The sequence below is a fragment of the Paenibacillus sabinae T27 genome (assembly GCF_000612505.1).
Lineage (GTDB): Bacteria > Bacillota > Bacilli > Paenibacillales > Paenibacillaceae > Paenibacillus_AQ > Paenibacillus_AQ sabinae.
The window spans coordinates 5,130,874-5,147,181 of record NZ_CP004078.1; the positions used below are offsets into that span (position 1 = coordinate 5,130,874).

The 16,308-nt window shown below is 48.6% G+C and carries 16 protein-coding genes; 3 read left to right on the forward strand and 13 right to left on the reverse strand.

Going from position 1 to position 16,308, the window contains the following annotated elements:
* Positions 1-115 precede the first annotated feature (115 nt).
* From PSAB_RS23685 to PSAB_RS23710, 6 genes are all read right to left on the reverse strand, one after another.
* The gene (locus PSAB_RS23685) at positions 116-913 is read right to left on the reverse strand and encodes a response regulator transcription factor (protein ID WP_025337041.1); all 798 of its coding nucleotides are present in this window, start codon (positions 911-913) and stop codon (positions 116-118) included.
* Positions 906-2,600, reverse strand: coding sequence for a sensor histidine kinase (locus PSAB_RS23690; RefSeq protein WP_025337042.1), 1,695 nt, complete (start codon positions 2,598-2,600; stop codon positions 906-908). Before PSAB_RS23690 ends, PSAB_RS23685 begins: the two co-directional genes overlap by 8 nt.
* 114 nt (positions 2,601-2,714) lie before the next feature.
* Positions 2,715-4,370, reverse strand: a complete 1,656-nt coding sequence (locus PSAB_RS23695) for an ABC transporter permease (protein ID WP_025337043.1) — start codon at positions 4,368-4,370, stop codon at positions 2,715-2,717.
* Positions 4,367-5,473 (reverse strand): ABC transporter ATP-binding protein, encoded by a 1,107-nt coding sequence (locus PSAB_RS23700; RefSeq protein ID WP_025337044.1) that lies wholly within the window; start codon positions 5,471-5,473, stop codon positions 4,367-4,369. The genes PSAB_RS23695 and PSAB_RS23700 overlap by 4 nt, the downstream gene beginning before the upstream one ends.
* Before the next feature lie 22 nt (positions 5,474-5,495).
* Positions 5,496-6,530, reverse strand: a complete 1,035-nt coding sequence (locus tag PSAB_RS23705) for an ABC transporter substrate-binding protein (RefSeq protein ID WP_025337045.1) — start codon at positions 6,528-6,530, stop codon at positions 5,496-5,498.
* A 255-nt stretch (positions 6,531-6,785) separates the two neighbouring features.
* On the reverse strand, positions 6,786-7,610 hold the full coding sequence (locus tag PSAB_RS23710; RefSeq protein WP_025337046.1) for a helix-turn-helix domain-containing protein: 825 nt from the start codon (positions 7,608-7,610) through the stop codon (positions 6,786-6,788).
* 119 nt (positions 7,611-7,729) lie between these two features.
* Here PSAB_RS23710 and PSAB_RS23715 point away from each other — a divergent pair, with 119 nt between their 5' ends.
* Together PSAB_RS23715 and PSAB_RS23720 are read left to right on the forward strand one after the other, a co-directional pair.
* Positions 7,730-8,944 carry an MFS transporter gene (locus PSAB_RS23715; RefSeq protein ID WP_025337047.1) on the forward strand — a complete coding sequence of 405 codons (1,215 nt, stop codon included), beginning with the start codon at positions 7,730-7,732 and terminating at the stop codon, positions 8,942-8,944.
* On the forward strand, positions 8,898-9,899 hold the full coding sequence (locus PSAB_RS23720) for an NAD(P)H-quinone oxidoreductase (RefSeq protein ID WP_025337048.1): 1,002 nt from the start codon (positions 8,898-8,900) through the stop codon (positions 9,897-9,899). Before PSAB_RS23715 ends, PSAB_RS23720 begins: the two co-directional genes overlap by 47 nt.
* Here the strand turns inward: PSAB_RS23720 and PSAB_RS26610 are convergent.
* From PSAB_RS26610 to PSAB_RS23735, 5 genes are all read right to left on the reverse strand, one after another.
* Entirely contained in the window at positions 9,856-10,008 is a 153-nt protein-coding gene (locus PSAB_RS26610) for a dihydrofolate reductase family protein (protein ID WP_084266601.1), read from the reverse strand. The two genes, PSAB_RS23720 and PSAB_RS26610, sit on opposite strands and share 44 nt — an antisense overlap.
* Positions 10,001-10,123, reverse strand: a complete 123-nt coding sequence (locus PSAB_RS26415) for a dihydrofolate reductase family protein (RefSeq protein ID WP_264370885.1) — start codon at positions 10,121-10,123, stop codon at positions 10,001-10,003. Before PSAB_RS26415 ends, PSAB_RS26610 begins: the two co-directional genes overlap by 8 nt.
* An 8-nt stretch (positions 10,124-10,131) precedes the next feature.
* The gene (locus tag PSAB_RS23725) at positions 10,132-10,773 is read right to left on the reverse strand and encodes a GntR family transcriptional regulator (protein ID WP_025337049.1); all 642 of its coding nucleotides are present in this window, start codon (positions 10,771-10,773) and stop codon (positions 10,132-10,134) included.
* Between the two features lie 83 nt (positions 10,774-10,856).
* The gene (locus PSAB_RS23730) at positions 10,857-11,762 is read right to left on the reverse strand and encodes a DMT family transporter (protein WP_025337050.1); all 906 of its coding nucleotides are present in this window, start codon (positions 11,760-11,762) and stop codon (positions 10,857-10,859) included.
* Positions 11,763-11,778: 16 nt separating this feature from the next.
* Entirely contained in the window at positions 11,779-12,957 is a 1,179-nt protein-coding gene (locus PSAB_RS23735) for a trans-sulfuration enzyme family protein (RefSeq protein ID WP_025337051.1), read from the reverse strand.
* Between the two features lie 361 nt (positions 12,958-13,318).
* Between PSAB_RS23735 and PSAB_RS23740 the strand changes: the two genes are divergently transcribed.
* On the forward strand, positions 13,319-14,743 hold the full coding sequence (locus PSAB_RS23740; RefSeq protein WP_025337052.1) for an amino acid permease: 1,425 nt from the start codon (positions 13,319-13,321) through the stop codon (positions 14,741-14,743).
* 121 nt (positions 14,744-14,864) lie between these two features.
* Here the strand turns inward: PSAB_RS23740 and PSAB_RS23745 are convergent, their stop codons facing one another.
* Together PSAB_RS23745 and PSAB_RS23750 are read right to left on the reverse strand one after the other, a co-directional pair.
* Entirely contained in the window at positions 14,865-15,089 is a 225-nt protein-coding gene (locus tag PSAB_RS23745; protein WP_025337053.1) for a hypothetical protein, read from the reverse strand.
* Between the two features lie 2 nt (positions 15,090-15,091).
* Complete coding sequence (locus tag PSAB_RS23750) at positions 15,092-16,300, reverse strand: Ger(x)C family spore germination protein (RefSeq protein WP_025337054.1); 1,209 nt, start codon at positions 16,298-16,300, stop codon at positions 15,092-15,094.
* Between the last annotated feature and the right edge of the window lie 8 nt (positions 16,301-16,308).

The following is a 16,308-nucleotide window of genomic DNA, read 5'->3' on the forward strand; positions in this document are numbered from 1 at the left end:
TCATGTCAGGCCACCTCATTTCATGAATTAAGTATGGGCTGCTTTATGTAGATAGTATACCTCATATCGAATATTCCTGTAAAGGAATATTATAAAATTTTAAATTTTCTCGCGATTATTCCAGCTCTGTCTCACGAACCCCGAACTGCTCCTGGTATTGGCCGGGCGTACAGTTCGCGTACTTCTTGAAGATGGCAATAAAATATTTATAATCCCGGAAACCCACATCTGAGGCGATGGTATAGATTTTTCCCTCGCCGCTCTTGAGCTTGTCCATCGCCCGTTGAATCCGGTACCGGTTCAGAAAATCATTGAACGTGTAGGTGGTCTCGCTCTTGAATTTCCGGTTCAGGTAAGCCGCGCTGATTCCCAGCCGGTCCACGAGATCATTGATGCTGATTTTATCGGCATAGTGCTCCTGGACATATTCGATCATCTTCGAGACGTAAGGGGAGGACCCGGCCGGAAGCTTCATTAATGAAGCGTAAATCTCCTCCTCGCTCTCCGAAGCCGCCTGGATCAGCGCATCGTATTTCTTCTTCAGCTCGACCTGCTGCTTGGCCCGCTCCAGTGCGCCGAGCAGTTGCTCCTGCTCAAGCGGCTTTACCAAATATTCCGTGACCCCAAGGCGGATCGCCTGCCTGGCAAGCCCGAACTCGTCGTAACCCGATAAAATAATATAGCTGCACACCGCTTCCTGCACGCTCTGCTCGATCATTGAAATCCCGTTCATGAGTGGCATGTTCACATCAACGATGACGATATCGGGCTTAAGCGCCCGGATTTGCTCCAGCCCGGCCTCGCCGTTCTCGGCTTCGCCGATGACGATGCACCCGGCCGCCAGCCAGTCAAAGGTATAGCGCAGGCCTTTACGAATCATCTCTTCATCTTCCACCAGCAGCACTTTAAACATCGGCGCCCCCCCTCATGAAAGGAATGTTGATTAGAACAGCGGTCCCCTCTCCGGGCACGCTGTCGATGCGGATACCATAGCGTTCCCCGTACATCAGAACGAGGCGGCGATGCAGGTTGTTAAGTCCGATATGCGGCGACTTGTTATCAGGGTCCAGGATAATCCTGCGAACCTCCCGCAGCCTCTCTTCGCTCATCCCTCCGCCGTCATCTTTGACCTCGATGGTTAAATCCGGACCGGCCACGTATCCGCACACGGAAAGCTGCAGCCGTTCTTTTTGCCGATAGCCGTATTTGATCGAATTCTCAATAACCACCTGCAGCATCAGCCTCGGAACGAGCGCCTCTATCGCTTCTTCATTGACGTTCATCGTATAGCTCAGCCTTTCCTTGAACCGCATTTGCTGAAGCTTTAAGTAATCCGCGACATAATTCAAATCATCCTTCAGCATCACCGTGCTTCCCTCCGTGCTGATGCTGTAGCGCAGCAGCCTCGAAAGAATAAGCACAATATCCTGAGCAAGCTTATTATCGACCACAATCGCATAACGCAGCGTTTCCAGCACATTAAAAATAAAATGAGGATGAAACTGCGACTGAAGATGCTTTACCTCGGCAACTCTCCTTAAGTCGGACAGCTCTTCATTTCGGGCAAGCAGTTCATTCAGACGGGAGAGCATCGTATTATACTGATTGGCCAGCGTCTCGAATTCATCGCCTGAGTCAATATGAACATAGGATTGCATATTCCCGGCCTGCAGCTGCCTTACGGCATAGATCAGCTTGTCGACCGCCCGGGTATGGCGCGAAGAAACCGTCCTTGCAAGAACCTGGATCAGAAACAGCAGCAGCACGCTGGCAATGGCAAAGAACACCACAAGCGACAGATAAGTATAGTTCATGAGCTGGATGGCGTTCAGCGTGTAAATCCGCCACTGTGCCTGCGGAATGGACGTTTCGCTGCCGTAATATTTTCCATTGTTGATCACAATATTTCCGTTCTTCTTCTCAAGCGTTAACTTATTCAGGAGCCCTCTCACAATGTTGTTGGTGGTGGCAATAATGGTCTGGTGCTGATCCGTCACGATGGCTATTTCATTATTTTGCACAAAAATAAGCTTCTGAAAATCCTCTTCATACAACTGGTAAGTCAGATACCCTATGATCTTGCCGTTTTTCCGAATCTCCTTCGCAAAGGTGTACACCGTGTAACGGTCATGGGAAAAGCGGATATGGTTGCTTTCGGCTAACAGAGGCTGCCCGGTTCTGGACATCCGGAACACAATGGCTTTCAGCGCATTTTCAGAGGACTCGGGACTGAGATTAGCGGAAGAAGCAAGGATCTCGCCATTCTTGCTCAGAATATGCATGATGCTCTTGACCTGCTGGCGGTTGTTGAAATTATAGAACTCTTCGTATACGCGGGGACTGCCGCGCCGGGTATCGGCATACTCAATCACCTCTTGGAGCCCTGCCATCCGGTTCACTTCTTCATGGTAAGACCGGTATACCTCTTCAAGCGATAAACGGATGGTCCTCCCGGCTTCCTTCGTCTGATGAATCAGCATAAAGCGGGCGTTAACGACAGTGAAAATCAGGAAAAGGATAAACAGTATAAATATAGGCACAAAAGCATGCAGCAAAAACATGCGGCGGATCGAGTCTTTGAAGTTTCGCTTTTGGGCCATCGCCTTCCTCTCCTTTTCATAAGCCGATTGATTTTCACTATCGTAGCCCATAGGGCCCTTCCGGGCAAGCCGCAAAAAGCCGGCTCCGCCTCGCGGAAACCGGACTTGATGGACTTACATGGTTACATCTTTCTTGCCTGTCAGCTTGAAGAAGAGCAATAGCGACAGGACGGTGATGACGGTAAGCAGTGTGGACAGCGCGGCGGCCACACCGTAATTGCCGCGGACAACCTCCGTGTATACGGCTACGGTCATCGTCTTGGTCTTTCCCGTATACAAAATAATAGAGGTGCTCAGCTCCGTAATAATGCTGATCCAGCTTAATATCGCGCCGGCGATTACACCTGAAATCATCATCGGCACCGTAATCCGGAAGAAGGTCTTCATGGTAGAAGCGCCAAGACTAATTGCGGCTTCTTCAATGCTGTCGTTCACCTGATGCAGCACGGCGGCGCTGGAACGGATCGTGTAAGGCAGGCGCCGGATGACGAATGCCGCGATCAGGATGGCAGCCGTGCCGCTTAAGAGAATCGGCGGCTTGTTGAAGGTGACCAGAAGTGCAATGCCGAGGATCGAACCGGGTACAATGTACGGCATCATCGTGAAGGTATCCAGCAGATTGGCGACAGCGCCCTTTCGTTTCACCGTGGCATAGGCGATCAGAACAGCCGTAAGCGTAATGATTATGATCGTAATAATCGCCAGGAAGAACGTATTATAGATCGAATCGCCGACTTTGGTAAAGGCTGCGCGGTAGCTGTCGAGCGAATAGCCGTCCACGAAGATTTTGCCCGATGTCTTAAGAAATGAAGTATACGCCACATAGACTTGCGGCATCATGGCCAGAATCGTGAACAGATAGACGTAAGCGTGAGCGGCAATATTGGCGAGCCCTTTCTTAGGCTTCGGCTCAATCGGATTCAGCGCGCTCATGCTGTAGGACTTGCGGTTCGCGATATACTTTTGCAGCAGAAAGACCGCGGTTGTAAACAGTACGACGATCACACTGATGGCTGCCGCGAAGCCGTCGTCTCCGCCAACTTCGCTGATGAACTCATTGAAGATCAGGACAGGGACCGTCCGGAAGCCCTCCCCGATCAGCATCGGTGTGCCGAAGTCGGCAAAGGCCCGCATGAACACGAGCAGGCCGCCCGCAAGCAGCGTTGGCGTGATGAGCGGCACGAGCACCTTCCACATTTTTCGCAGACCCTTGCAGTTCATGCTCTCCGCCGCTTCCATCAGCGAGTGATCGACATTCTTCAGCGCGCCCGAGACATACATGAAGATCAGCGGCGACAGCTGCAGGGTCAAGACGAGCAGAATGCCTGTAAACCCGTAAATATCGGGCATCTGCAGCCCAAGAACCCGCTCGGCGAATTTGGTGATGACCCCGCTTCTGCCCAGCAGCAGAATCCAAGCGTATGCTCCGATAAACGGCGCCGACATAGAAGAAATCAGGATCAGGATTTGGATTGCAGCGCTACCTTTAATCTTTATGGTGGACATGATATACGCGAGCGGACCGGCAACGATAACCGACAATACGGTTACGCATATCGTCACCTTGAGGCTGTTCCACACGGCATTCATATAATAGGCTTTGCCGAAAAATTTCTGGAAATAAGCGAGCGAGAATTCGCCCGTGGTCCCGTCAAAGAAGCTTTTAATCAGAATCATGAACAAAGGCAAAGCCAGAAAGACGATATAACCCAGAAAAATAATGGCGGTAATAAACGACCATATATCTCTTCGCTTCATTGCATTGTTCATAAGCGCATTCCCCTGGTCAGGTTGACTTCTCCCGATGCGTCATAGACGTTAATTGTCTGCGGATCGACCTTCAGCCATACAGTCTCTCCCGGGTTCATCCCGCCGCTTCCGGCGGACGGCTGAATAATTTCGACTTCTTGCCCATTCTCCAGCTCCACCTTCAGGTGAGTGTTCAGACCGAGAAAAATGCTGCTCACAACCTTTCCTCTGAGGCCATAGCCGTCACCAGACAGAGCGAACTCTTCCGGCCGCACGGACAGCTTAACATTTTGAGCGGAACCGAGAGACTTGTCCGCTTTCAGCCCGGGTATCCGCTCTGAGTAGCTGCCCCCGATACGCAATACAGCCTCTCCGTCTTCACCGGCGGACATCACCGCGTCCATAATATTTGTGCGCCCGATAAAGGTCGCCACGAACAGGTTGGCAGGACGCTGATAGATTTCGCGTGGGGTTCCCACATGCTGAATGACGCCGGATTTCATGACCGCAATCCGGTCGGAGACCGCCATTGCCTCCTCCTGATCATGCGTCACATATACGGTTGTAATGCCGACCTCCCGCTGAATCTCCTTGATCGCATTCCGCATATCGACCCGCAGCTGGGCATCCAGATTGGACAGCGGCTCGTCCATCAGCAGAACATCCGGGCGAATGACGATCGCTCTGGCCAGCGCGACACGCTGCTGCTGTCCTCCGGACAAATTCTTCGGCATCCGGTCCTGATAAGGCTCAATTTGCACAACCTTCAGCATCTCCTGGACTCTCCGGATTCTTTCCGCCTTGTCGATCTTTCGGTTCGTTAGTCCAAACTCTACATTTTGCGCGACATTAAGGTGGGGGAAAATCGCATAATTCTGAAAGACCATCCCGATGTTCCGCTTACCCGGAGCAACCTGGTTGATTACCCGGTCATTAAATGAAAGCTTGCCCCCTTCAATACTGTTGAACCCCGCGATCATCCGCAGCAGGGTCGTCTTCCCGCACCCCGAAGGGCCCAAAAGGGTGAAGAACTCACCTTTCTGGATCTCAAGAGACAGCTCCGGAATCACCGTCGTATTGCCGTATTTCTTGACTATTTCACGAAATGAGATCGTAACGCTCATGTAAACACCCGCTTTGCTGTTATTACTTGGACAGGCTGGTGAACAGCTCCGTGTATTTCTCAATAATTTCTTTCTTATGATCACTTACATAAGTAATGTCTTCTTCGATCACCTTAATCTGGTCCATCGGCGTCATATAGCTTCCAAGCTGTGCATCCGCTCTGAGCGGCCGATTCGTCGTCTCCGTACCAAGGGCGTCCTGCGCTTCCTTGGAAATCAGGAAGTCGATAAATTTCTTGGCGTTCTCTTCATGCTTCGCGCCTTTGACAATTCCGGCCACCCCGTCCAGGAACACCGTGCCTTCCGAAGGGTACACGACGCGAACCGGAGCCCCGTCTCTTACATAGCTTGCGGCCGGATCTTCATACGTCAGGGCCACGATATACTCGCCGTCGGCTACGCTCTTATGCGCTTTGCTGGAGCTGCCGGCGATTTTGCCGTCCAGGTTCTTGATCAGTTCGCCAACATAATTCCACCCGGCATCGGAGGTGTAGTCATTGCCTTTTGCTTTCAGCATATTGGTCAGCTGGTGGAAAGCCGAACTGGAGTTGGCCGCGTCCGCCATCGCGATTTTGCCTTTCAATGCCGGGTTGAGCAGGTCTTCGTAGCTGTTGATTTGAATATCTCCCGCCAGGTTGGTATTCACGAGCATTACACTTCCATCGGAGACATAAGAGGTCATGATGCCTGTCGTGTTCCGGTGACCTTCGAGCAAGTACTGGTCATTGGGTGACACGTACTTCTCGAACAGCTCGGCATTCGCATTGAACAGATCAAATGCGCCGCCGAACATGACATCGGCATACGGGTTGTCTTTCTCCGACTGGATTCGCTTAATCAGCTCGCCGCTACCCGCGGATACAAGCTCCACCGTAATGCCCGTCTGCTTCTCGAACAGCGGAACCAGCGCGTTAATCATGCTTTCGCTGTTCGGCGTATACACTACAAGCTTATTTGAACCGCTTGCTTCGTTTACTTCCGAGCCGGAATTTCCGCAAGCCGCCAATACTCCGGCCAATAACGTAAGAATTACTGACAACCTCAACCACTTCAACATTCTTCTTGCCCCCTCATTTGGAATATATGTTCATTCTATCAGCCCGAAATTTGTTTAAAATCCTAAAATTCGATAACATCATCCAAAATACGCAACTAACTTGTCGCGTTATGTAGTATTAACTCACATGAATTCGATCACGAAATCCATGAATTACAATTTTTTTCCTTGAACGCATGATGCAGCCAGACGAGACAAAAGCAGGGCATCCAGGTTAAGGATGCCCTGCTTTTGTCGTAATCTCACGCCTTGTATTTAACTTCCCTCAAACAGCGTGTCCAATTTCCTCTTGGAATCCGAATCACTTGCCAGATGAACGGTAACCGTTGCGTCCCGATATTCCTCCGTCTGGAAGGAAAGATAGTCGAGCCGGATATCGCCAACGACAGGATGGTGAAGCAGCTTCTTTCCTTCAGGCGTACCGATAATAAATTGTTGGTTCCACCATAAATCAAAGATACTGCTTTGCCCGCACAGTTCATCAATCAATGCCAACCGTTCCGGATTAGCAGGGAATTGGCTGTGAGCCATTCTTAATTGACTGACACGCAGTTTGGAGTGACCCTCCCAGTTATCCAATAAGTCCTTCATGGAAGGATCCATGAATGCCCGCCATATGGTATTACGCTGTAATGGGGTCATTAGGGAGTAATCTCCAAATACGAGAGCCGCAGCTTTGTTCCACCCCACAATATTCCACTCTTTATCTGTAATATAGGCCGGATAGGGGTTCTGGGAATCCAGGAATTTTTGCAAACCCGGGCTTACTGTAATCGGATCCGGCATCTCCTCCGGCAACCGTTGTTCCGCCAAATTAAATAGATAGTCCCGTTCTTTTCGGTTTAATTGCAGGGCATTGCTTAGAGCCAGCAATACTTCCACGGAAGGCTGTACCGCTCTCCCCTGCTCCAAACGAATATACCAATCTACGCTTAGATTAGCTAATTCGGCAACTTCCTCCCTGCGTAGTCCGGTTACTTTACGTTTTTTCCCTAATGGAAGACCCGCCTGTTCCGGTGTTAGCGATGCCCGCTTTTTCTTCAAAAATAGTCCTAATTCAACATGTTTCTCGTCGGCCACGGCCTCGCCAAGCCCCCTTTCGTAGGTTTCACAATCCTAGGATAACACGTATCTTCTTGCAGCATGGGTTTCATTGTACACTGTACCCCATAGAAAGAAAGCGGAAAGGATGATTCATTATGAAACTTGCTGCGGATCGAAAGATGTTTTCCTTACCTTTACAATGGCTTCTGGCAGCCGTTTGTGCAATAGCCGTGGCCAATTTATACTACGACCAGGTCCTACTCTCAGACATTATCAAAAGCTTCAACATCGAGCCCAATCAATCAGGCCTCCTCTTAACCGTCATTCAGGCGGGCTATACCCTGGGACTAGTGTTTATCGTTCCGCTGGGCGACCGGTTTAACAGGCGGAAGCTGATCCTTATAAGCTTGCTGCTGTCTGCATTTTGGCTGGTCATGATGACGCTTGTTTCTTCATTTATGCTGTTGTTAGTCCTTGGTCTTTGTCTCGGTTTTAGCACCGTTTCCGCTCAACTGATTATCCCGTTTGTTTCTTCAAATATTCAATCCGGGAAAAAAGGGCCCATTATCAGCCGGCTGTTAACCGGCATCTTTTTGGGAGTGTTATTGGGCCGGGTCTTTGGCGGGTGGATTGGCCAGTTGTTTAACTGGCAGACGGTTCACTGGGTCGCTGCTTTTATTTTACTCGTCATCGCGGGTTACCTTTTTATAAAATTACCTGATGATCAGACACCGAAACAGCCCTCGTACAAACAAATTTTGCGGTCAATGATTCCTCTTCTGAGAGAAGAGCCGGTGTTAAGGGAGACTATTATTTTGGGAGGAGCCGCGTTTGCCGCTTTTAATATTTTTTGGGTATCCCTCACCTTCATGTTAAATGGCGCACCTTATCATTTTGACAGCGGGGCCATAGGCATGTTCGGGATTATCGGGATTGCCGGAGCTATAGCAGCAGGCTTTTCCGGACGGTTATCGGACAGCAGACATGTTCAAATGTGGAATATTGTAGCTTTGCTTATGATGATCCTTTCCTTTGTCGTTGTAGGTCTAAGCTGGAATCATTTGATTCTGCTGATTGCGGTTACTTTCCTGCTTGATGTTGGCTCCCGGATGAATATGACTTTAAATCAGGGACGAATTTATCAGCTGGCGCCGGAGAAACACAGCCGGTTAAACTCGCTGTATATGGTTGGGTATTATTTTGGAGGTTCGGCGGGTTCAGGTATAGGAAGTTTATCTTTTCACTTTGGTCTAGTTCCAGGTGTGGCAATAAGCGGATGTTTGGTTTTAGCTTTGGCTATTTTATATATTGGGAGGGTTAAAAATGAAGGGTATAATCGTAAAAAAACCGGGTGGTCCAAACCAGCTTGATTGGGCACAGGTGCCGATGCCTGAACCTAAAGAGGGAGAGCTGCTGATTCGTGTTCATGCTGCGGCTGTCAATCGCACAGATCTATTAACGCGCGAAGGGAAATTAGGGTATTTGACCCATCCCGTTCTGGGTATTGAAATTGCCGGTACAGTGGCTGAAGTCAACGGTGAAAGCTCTTTTTCCAAAGGGGATAGGGTGATGGGACTTGTCAATGGCGGGGGTTATGCGGAGTATGCAGTCATGCCCGCCGACCGGGCTATGAAAATTCCTGACTCTCTTTCGTTCGAACAAGCGGCTGCCATTCCCGAAGTATTCCTGACCGCTTACCAAACCTTATTCTGGATCGGCAAGCTTCAGGAACATGAAACGGTCTTAATCCATGCAGGTGCAAGCGGGGTAGGCACAGCAGCAATTCAATTGGCCAAACAGCTTAGCCATGCGAAGGTTATCGTAACGGCCGGCTCAACAAGAAAACTGGATATTTGCAAAGAACTTGGGGCCGATGTCCTGATTAATTACAAAGAGCAGTCTTTCGATGAAGAAATACTCAAAGCCACAAACGGTACAGGCGTGGATTTGATTTTAGACTTCGTAGGCGCGGATTATTGGGAGAAAAATCTTGCGAGCATCAAGACCGGAGGCCGATGGGTCCTTATTGGAATACTGGGCGGCAGTGAAGTGAAGCAAGTAGACTTGCTTTCCTTGATGTCCAAGTGCATCCAGTTAACAGGGACCCTGCTTACTCCGCGAAGCGATGAATACAAAGCGCAACTAACCCATGATTTTATCAAAAGCGTTGATGCTTATTTCGAACGCGGAGAAGTACGACCGATTATGGACACTGCGTTTCCTATTGAAATGGCAGCAAAGGCTCATGAATACATGGAGGAAAACCGGAATATTGGAAAAATTATACTTGAAGTCTACAATGGAGCAGAACAATTCCTGAGCTGAAGCTTCTGGTTCCGAGCAGCTCCAGCTTCATTTTGCCGGCATCTCTAAATAGAGGTCTTCCATTCCCGATAACAACGGGTGTCAGCGCAAGCAGGTACTCATCAATCAATCCTGCTTGCGGCCTGGCTTACCTCCGGGTCGTGGATGAACCAGTCGATCTCTCCGCTATGACCCGCATAAAAACCATCGACAGAGACGTTGTTGAACACAACAATTTTTCTCATGACGCCCCCTATATCATGTCCTTATGTTCAATCTCCCAATGCTTCTTAATGAGCTGCTCCAGCTTCTGCTTATCTTTATTCTTAAAACACTTGATGATTTCTTTATGATCTTCATTGAGCTGTGCCGATACGGCGAACAAACGGTCCGTGTCATCGCTTGAATAAACCTGTCTCACGAAGCTGTTCTGCAGCATTTCCAAGGTGTCGATCAATGTAGCATTATTGCATTTGTTAATGTAGACGTTATGGAACTTCTTTTGGTACTTTTGATAGTCGGAATAATTTTTTTCTGCAATGGACAGGTCAATAATCTTCGCGAAGTCTTCCATTTGCTCGATATCCTCTTCCGTCATTTGCTCCAAAGCGAGCGCAGCCGCCAAGGCATCCAGCACACCCACAATTTGAAATACATCCAGCTTCTTCTTGGTGTCCAGATCCTTGACGATAAATCCCCTGCGAGGCAAATATTCAAGCAGATTATCCGAAGCAAGCTGGATCAAAGCTTCTCTGACAGGGGTGCGGCTGACTTCCAGTTTCTTGCTTAGCGCGACTTCATTAATTTTATGGTTCGGAAGCAGGGTCCCGTTTTGGATTTCTGTTGCAATATGGTCATAGACATGATCTTTCAAGGATTGATATCTCTTGGTCATAGCCAGCCCCCTACATACGGATATACATTCATTATACAATATATAATATATGGGATGCCATGGCTGTATCGGGTTCCATCCTGTCAGCCCAAAGCCTCCGCTTGCACTTTGAGTTCTCTGCTAACCCTTCTTTTATTAGATAGATAAACGCCCAGAAATACGAGCAGCCCTCCAACCACCTGAATGGACGGAATGGATTGTCCCAGAAATGCGCTGATGATCGCCGTAAACACGGTAATTAAATTGAGATAGATGCCGGCACGGCTCGCTCCGATCTTGCTAATCGCTATATTCCAGAACACAAATGATCCTACGGACGGCAAAATACCGATGTAGAGTATTCCGATGATGGCAGGCTTACCGTGAGGAAGGTGAATCCCATAGAACAGCATAAACGGGATCAACATGAGGATACCGAGTAATACCGACGCCGCCGTTGCCGAAATGGGCGGAATCCCTTTCATTTTTCGCCCTAAAATGGAATAAATGGTCCAATTCAGGATGACAAACAGCATGATCAGGTCCCCTTGATTATAGTGGATGCTAAAGATTTGCCGCAGGTTTCCTTTCGTTAAAATGAGCAGCACGCCAAGCAGCGAGATAAACAGCCCTGCCACGTTGACCAGATTCAGCCTCTCCTTCAAAAAAATGACCGAGAACAGCACAATCAATGCCGGGTTTAAAGAATTAATCATGGCGGCTTCCAGAGAAGAGGTGTACTTCAGAGCCGTATACAAGAAAAAGTTATATCCTATAATTCCAAACACGGCCATGAGCAAAAGATACCTCCACTGCTTCCACACCCTCCTCCAATCCGGACGCTCAATGAGCTGGGCAATCGGGAACAGCAGAACGACGGCGATGATCCACCGGGTAAATGTAATTTGCAGCGGGTCCATCTCGGCAACCACATACTTGCCAAATATGTAGTGCCCTCCCCAAAATAAGTTTGCCGTAACGAGAAATAAAATTACCCAATATTTTTTCATGAGAATGCTCCCCTCTTTAAATCAGGTTTAAGACACTGTCAAACTCAGCGATCAAATCATCAATATGCTCAAGTCCTGTCGAAATTCGAATGAAGCTTTTGGCAATGCCTGCTTCTTCCAGTTCTTGGTCATTTAAGTTCCGGTGGGAGGTGATAGCCGGTGAGCAGACAGAGGTTTTGACACCAGCAAGGCTCGGGACAAATTTAATTCCGACCAAATGATCGATAAAGGTGCGGTAGCTGTCCTCTGCTCCCTTTAAATCAATGGTTAACATGCCGCCGAACAACTGATTGTTAAATAGCGAACTCGCCCGGTCGTAGCATGGAGAAGAATTCAGCCCCGGATAGAAAACCTTGTTAATTTTAGGATGGTTGTTAAAAAAAGTGGCCAGTTTGAGCGCATTGCGGGAATGCTCTTTCATGCGCAACTCCAATGTTTTTAAGCTCCTAATCAGAATCCAGGCATCGAACGGACTCATGCAACCTCCGTAAAGCGTACCCACCTTGTCTATGGCCCGAATGGTCTCTTGATCGGAGACGACGATGCCCCCTGTCACATCTCCATGACCGCACAAATATTTGGTTGCGCTATAGATCACAATGTCCGCTCCATGGGCCAGAGGCTGACAGACGACAGGCGTGGCGAACGTATTGTCCACCACCATTTTGGCTCCGTGAATATGAGCAGCTTCTGCCAGCTTACGAAGATCATTCACGTTCATTAACGGGTTGGAGATCGTCTCCGTGTAAACGAGCCGGGTCTTTGGATTAAAATACCGGTCAATATTCTCGTCTCCAAAATCGACAAAGGTCACATCAATATGAAATTTGCTCAATTGATATTTGAGGAACTCATAGGTCTCTCCATATAAAGCATGAGAGGCCAGGACATGGTCTCCTGCTTCAAGATGTGTAATTAGAGTTGAGGTAATGGCAGCCATTCCCGAAGAGAACACAAGCGCGTCTTCTCCGCCGTCGATGGTGCGCATGACTTCTTTTAGCGCTTCATGAACGGGATTGGTCATCCTCGAATAAATAAAGCCCTCCGCCTCACCCTCGTAAACCTGATTCAGACTATCTACGTCCTCAAAGGCAAATACCGAACTTAAAGTAAGCGGAATCGTCTCAGGAACGGATAGGGATCTGGGATTGTGATTTCCCAATCGGGTCAACAGAGTATTCATGTTTCGGTTCATTACAAGTCGCCTCCAGGCATCTATTAAGTAGTATTGCATATTGTATATTGTATTTTTTAAATCCTACCACCATGACAAACGATTTGTAAACCTCTTTTCAAAAAGGTACAGAATGAATATATGTGTTACGAAAGATAACGTACAACTATCAAAATCTAATAAAGCATTAGGTTTTACAGCATTTTTCTTCGGAATAATCATGCTCCAACAGATTTTTCAGCACGAAATAAAGATTTTTTTGTTAGATATTCTGACAAACATATTGTGCAATCAATAGAGAAGTGCTATATTTTTTAAAAAATACAATATACAATATTAAATGTATTGTATTTTGTGGCAAGCTAAAAGAGGAGGCAATAGAATGTCAGAGACGAAGAATATAACGGAAAACCAATTGAAACGCACGATGAAAAGCAGGCATTTGTTTATGATTTCGCTTGGCGGTGTAATTGGAACGGGGCTCTTTCTTAGCTCAGGCTATACCATTAATCAAGCAGGACCCGTAGGTACACTTCTCGCTTACCTGATCGGTTCCGTCATCGTTTATCTCGTCATGCTCTGTCTGGGCGAACTCACGGTCAAGATGCCGGTGACCGGCTCCTTTCATACGTACGCCACCAAGTTCATTGGTCCCGGTACGGGGTTCACAATGGCATGGCTGTATTGGCTGACGTGGACCGTGGCGCTCGGCTCCGAATTTACGGCAGCCGGTTTAATAATGGAAGGCTGGTTCCCGTCCATTTCTGTATGGGAGTGGAGCGCATTCTTTGTGGTACTGCTCTTTGCTCTTAATGCCTTTTCCGTCCGATTTTTTGCAGAAACCGAATTTTGGTTCTCCAGTATTAAAGTCATCGCCATTATCTTGTTTATCCTTATCGGGGGATTGGCCATGTTCGGGATCATTCCGATGTCCGGAACCAGCGAAGCTCCCTTGTTCACTAATTTAGTCAAAGACGGACTCTTCCCGAACGGATTCGGCGCGGTATTCTTGACGATGCTCGCGGTTAACTTCGCCTTTTCAGGCACAGAACTGATTGGTGTCGCTTCCGGCGAAACGGCAAATCCGGAAAAAGTCATCCCCAAAACCATTCATACCACCCTCATACGGCTTATTATCTTTTTCATGGGCAGTATTACGGTGATCTCGGCCTTAATCCCCTGGAAGGAAGCCGGAGTTGATCAAAGCCCCTTTGTTCTGGTCTTCAACAGTATAGGAATTCCTTATGCCGGAACGATTATGAATTTTGTTGTTCTAACAGCTATTCTCTCCTGCGCAAATTCGGGTCTATATGCCGCTACCCGTATGCTCTGGTCCTTATCCAATGAAAAAATGATTTCGGGCGTCTTTGGCAAAGTAAATAAGAAGGGCGTTCCTATGCCCGCTCTGATTCTTACCGCCTTGGGCGGTGTGCTGTCTCTGATATCCAGTGTGATTCCCGCTCAACAAGTTTATATTATCCTGGTTTCCATTTCGGGTCTGGCCGTGGTCATTGTGTGGATGGGCATCGCCGCCTCCCAATTTATGTTCCGCCGGGCTTACCTGAAAGCTGGAAATGATGTGAACGATTTAAAATTCAAGACGCCGCTATATCCGGTCGTCCCTATTACGGCATTCATTCTATGCTTCCTGTCTTGTGTATTGATCGTGTTCGACCCGGCGCAAAGAGCGGCATTATTCTATACCATCCCATTCGTTGCTTTATGCTATATTTGCTATTACGTCAAACAAAGCATTCAGAAAAAGAAAATCGGTATCCAGGAAGAGGTTAAAGAAGTTCGAGTGTAATACGGATAGCCACTCCGATATCATGGATTTAAGAACCTTGAGGCCCCGTTAATCTGAGGCCTTAAGGTTCTTCTTGCTTAGGACCGAATCACCCCGAAATCCATTGGCTGCCAACCTTGGTTCAATCCGCCTTCAATAACGAACCGAGCGGCTCCAGAACCGTTGACAGCCCTTTGGATGGATTGGGCAAATGGACGTGAAAGGCCGACAATATACTTAGAATCAAGCCCGTTAGAATAAGCACGGCGTACACGATCAGATCCTTGTGCTGTTTCTTTTTGATCAATTGGGGGATATCCCAGCCGGCCAGCATAACAAACAGCAGGATAATCGCCATAATCTTCATGCTTATTCTCTCTCCTCTTCCACGGTAATCATCGACTTATTGGTCAGACCAGTGTGGACCACCTTCGCATGAGCGTTGACATCCACTTGCAGTTCGGGAAAAACATCATCCCATTTGTCTTTATACTGCCGATTCCACGCTTTCGGATAAGCCCGGTATACAGTGTTGCCGAACCCGAAGATGTCGGAATTAAACGTTGTTTGCGCCTTCTCGATTGTGGACTGTATTCTTCTCTTCGTTTCCAGCTCCAATTCCTGTTCGACATATTGAATGACCTTAGGGTCACTCATATCCAATGGGGAGTTATTTTCATAGACCGTGTTTTCCATATAGATGTCCGCCTGGATTCGGAGCTTGCCGCCCCGGAGAATTGGTTTGATCTTCGTCGCTTTCCGGACCGCCAAGGCGCTGATATTCCCCCCTCCCTTATCCTTTGGAATCTCCACTGTGACAATACTGGACTTCAGCTCATTGCGCAGCCACAGCGCTCCGCGCGTCTCCGCATCATCCAGCCAGCCGACCAGCTTATCTTTGCGGAATACGGCTGCACCGGTAATGACCGTGTGCATCTCCTCTCCGGAAGACCCGTCTTTGTTCTCAACCTCGCTTTGTCTTAGCGCCACCTGAGCAGCGATCGGCTCGCAGCCGTCCGTAAGGAGCATATTAAAAAAGTCTTTTAAGTAGATTCTGATTGCGATATGACGCTTCTCCTCTTCCCTGATTTCCTCGGCCGAAATCTTCTCCCATTTGGCGTTGATCTTCAAAATATCGGCCGCTCTTCCTTCGCTGAACAGAATGTAACTGCGCAGCCGGGATTCCCGGTACCGTACAAAAAAGTCAAGCACGGGCGCAACCCCCTCCCGCGCCAGCTCCTCCCCGATGATAATAATTCGGCTATGGGAGAAGAACAATTGGCGGGGAAGCTTCTTCTGCAGCCTGCGGCAAGCATCCAGCATCGTCACCCCTTTTTCCGACACGACCACGGTTGCTTTTTTTCCATCGCCGCTCCCCGAACCGCCGCTTCCCGAACCGCTGGCCGGTCCGAGCATGTTCGGAACAGCAATCTGCAGCGTGAGCAGGTACTTCCCGTCCTCCATCTTGTCAATGGCGGAGGCAGTCACAATCGACAAATCGTTCAATTCAACCCGGCCCCAGCAGCCGCTTATCGGCAGCATGGCAAGGATCAGCAGCAGCATCCCCAGCTTTCTCATAAGGCGTC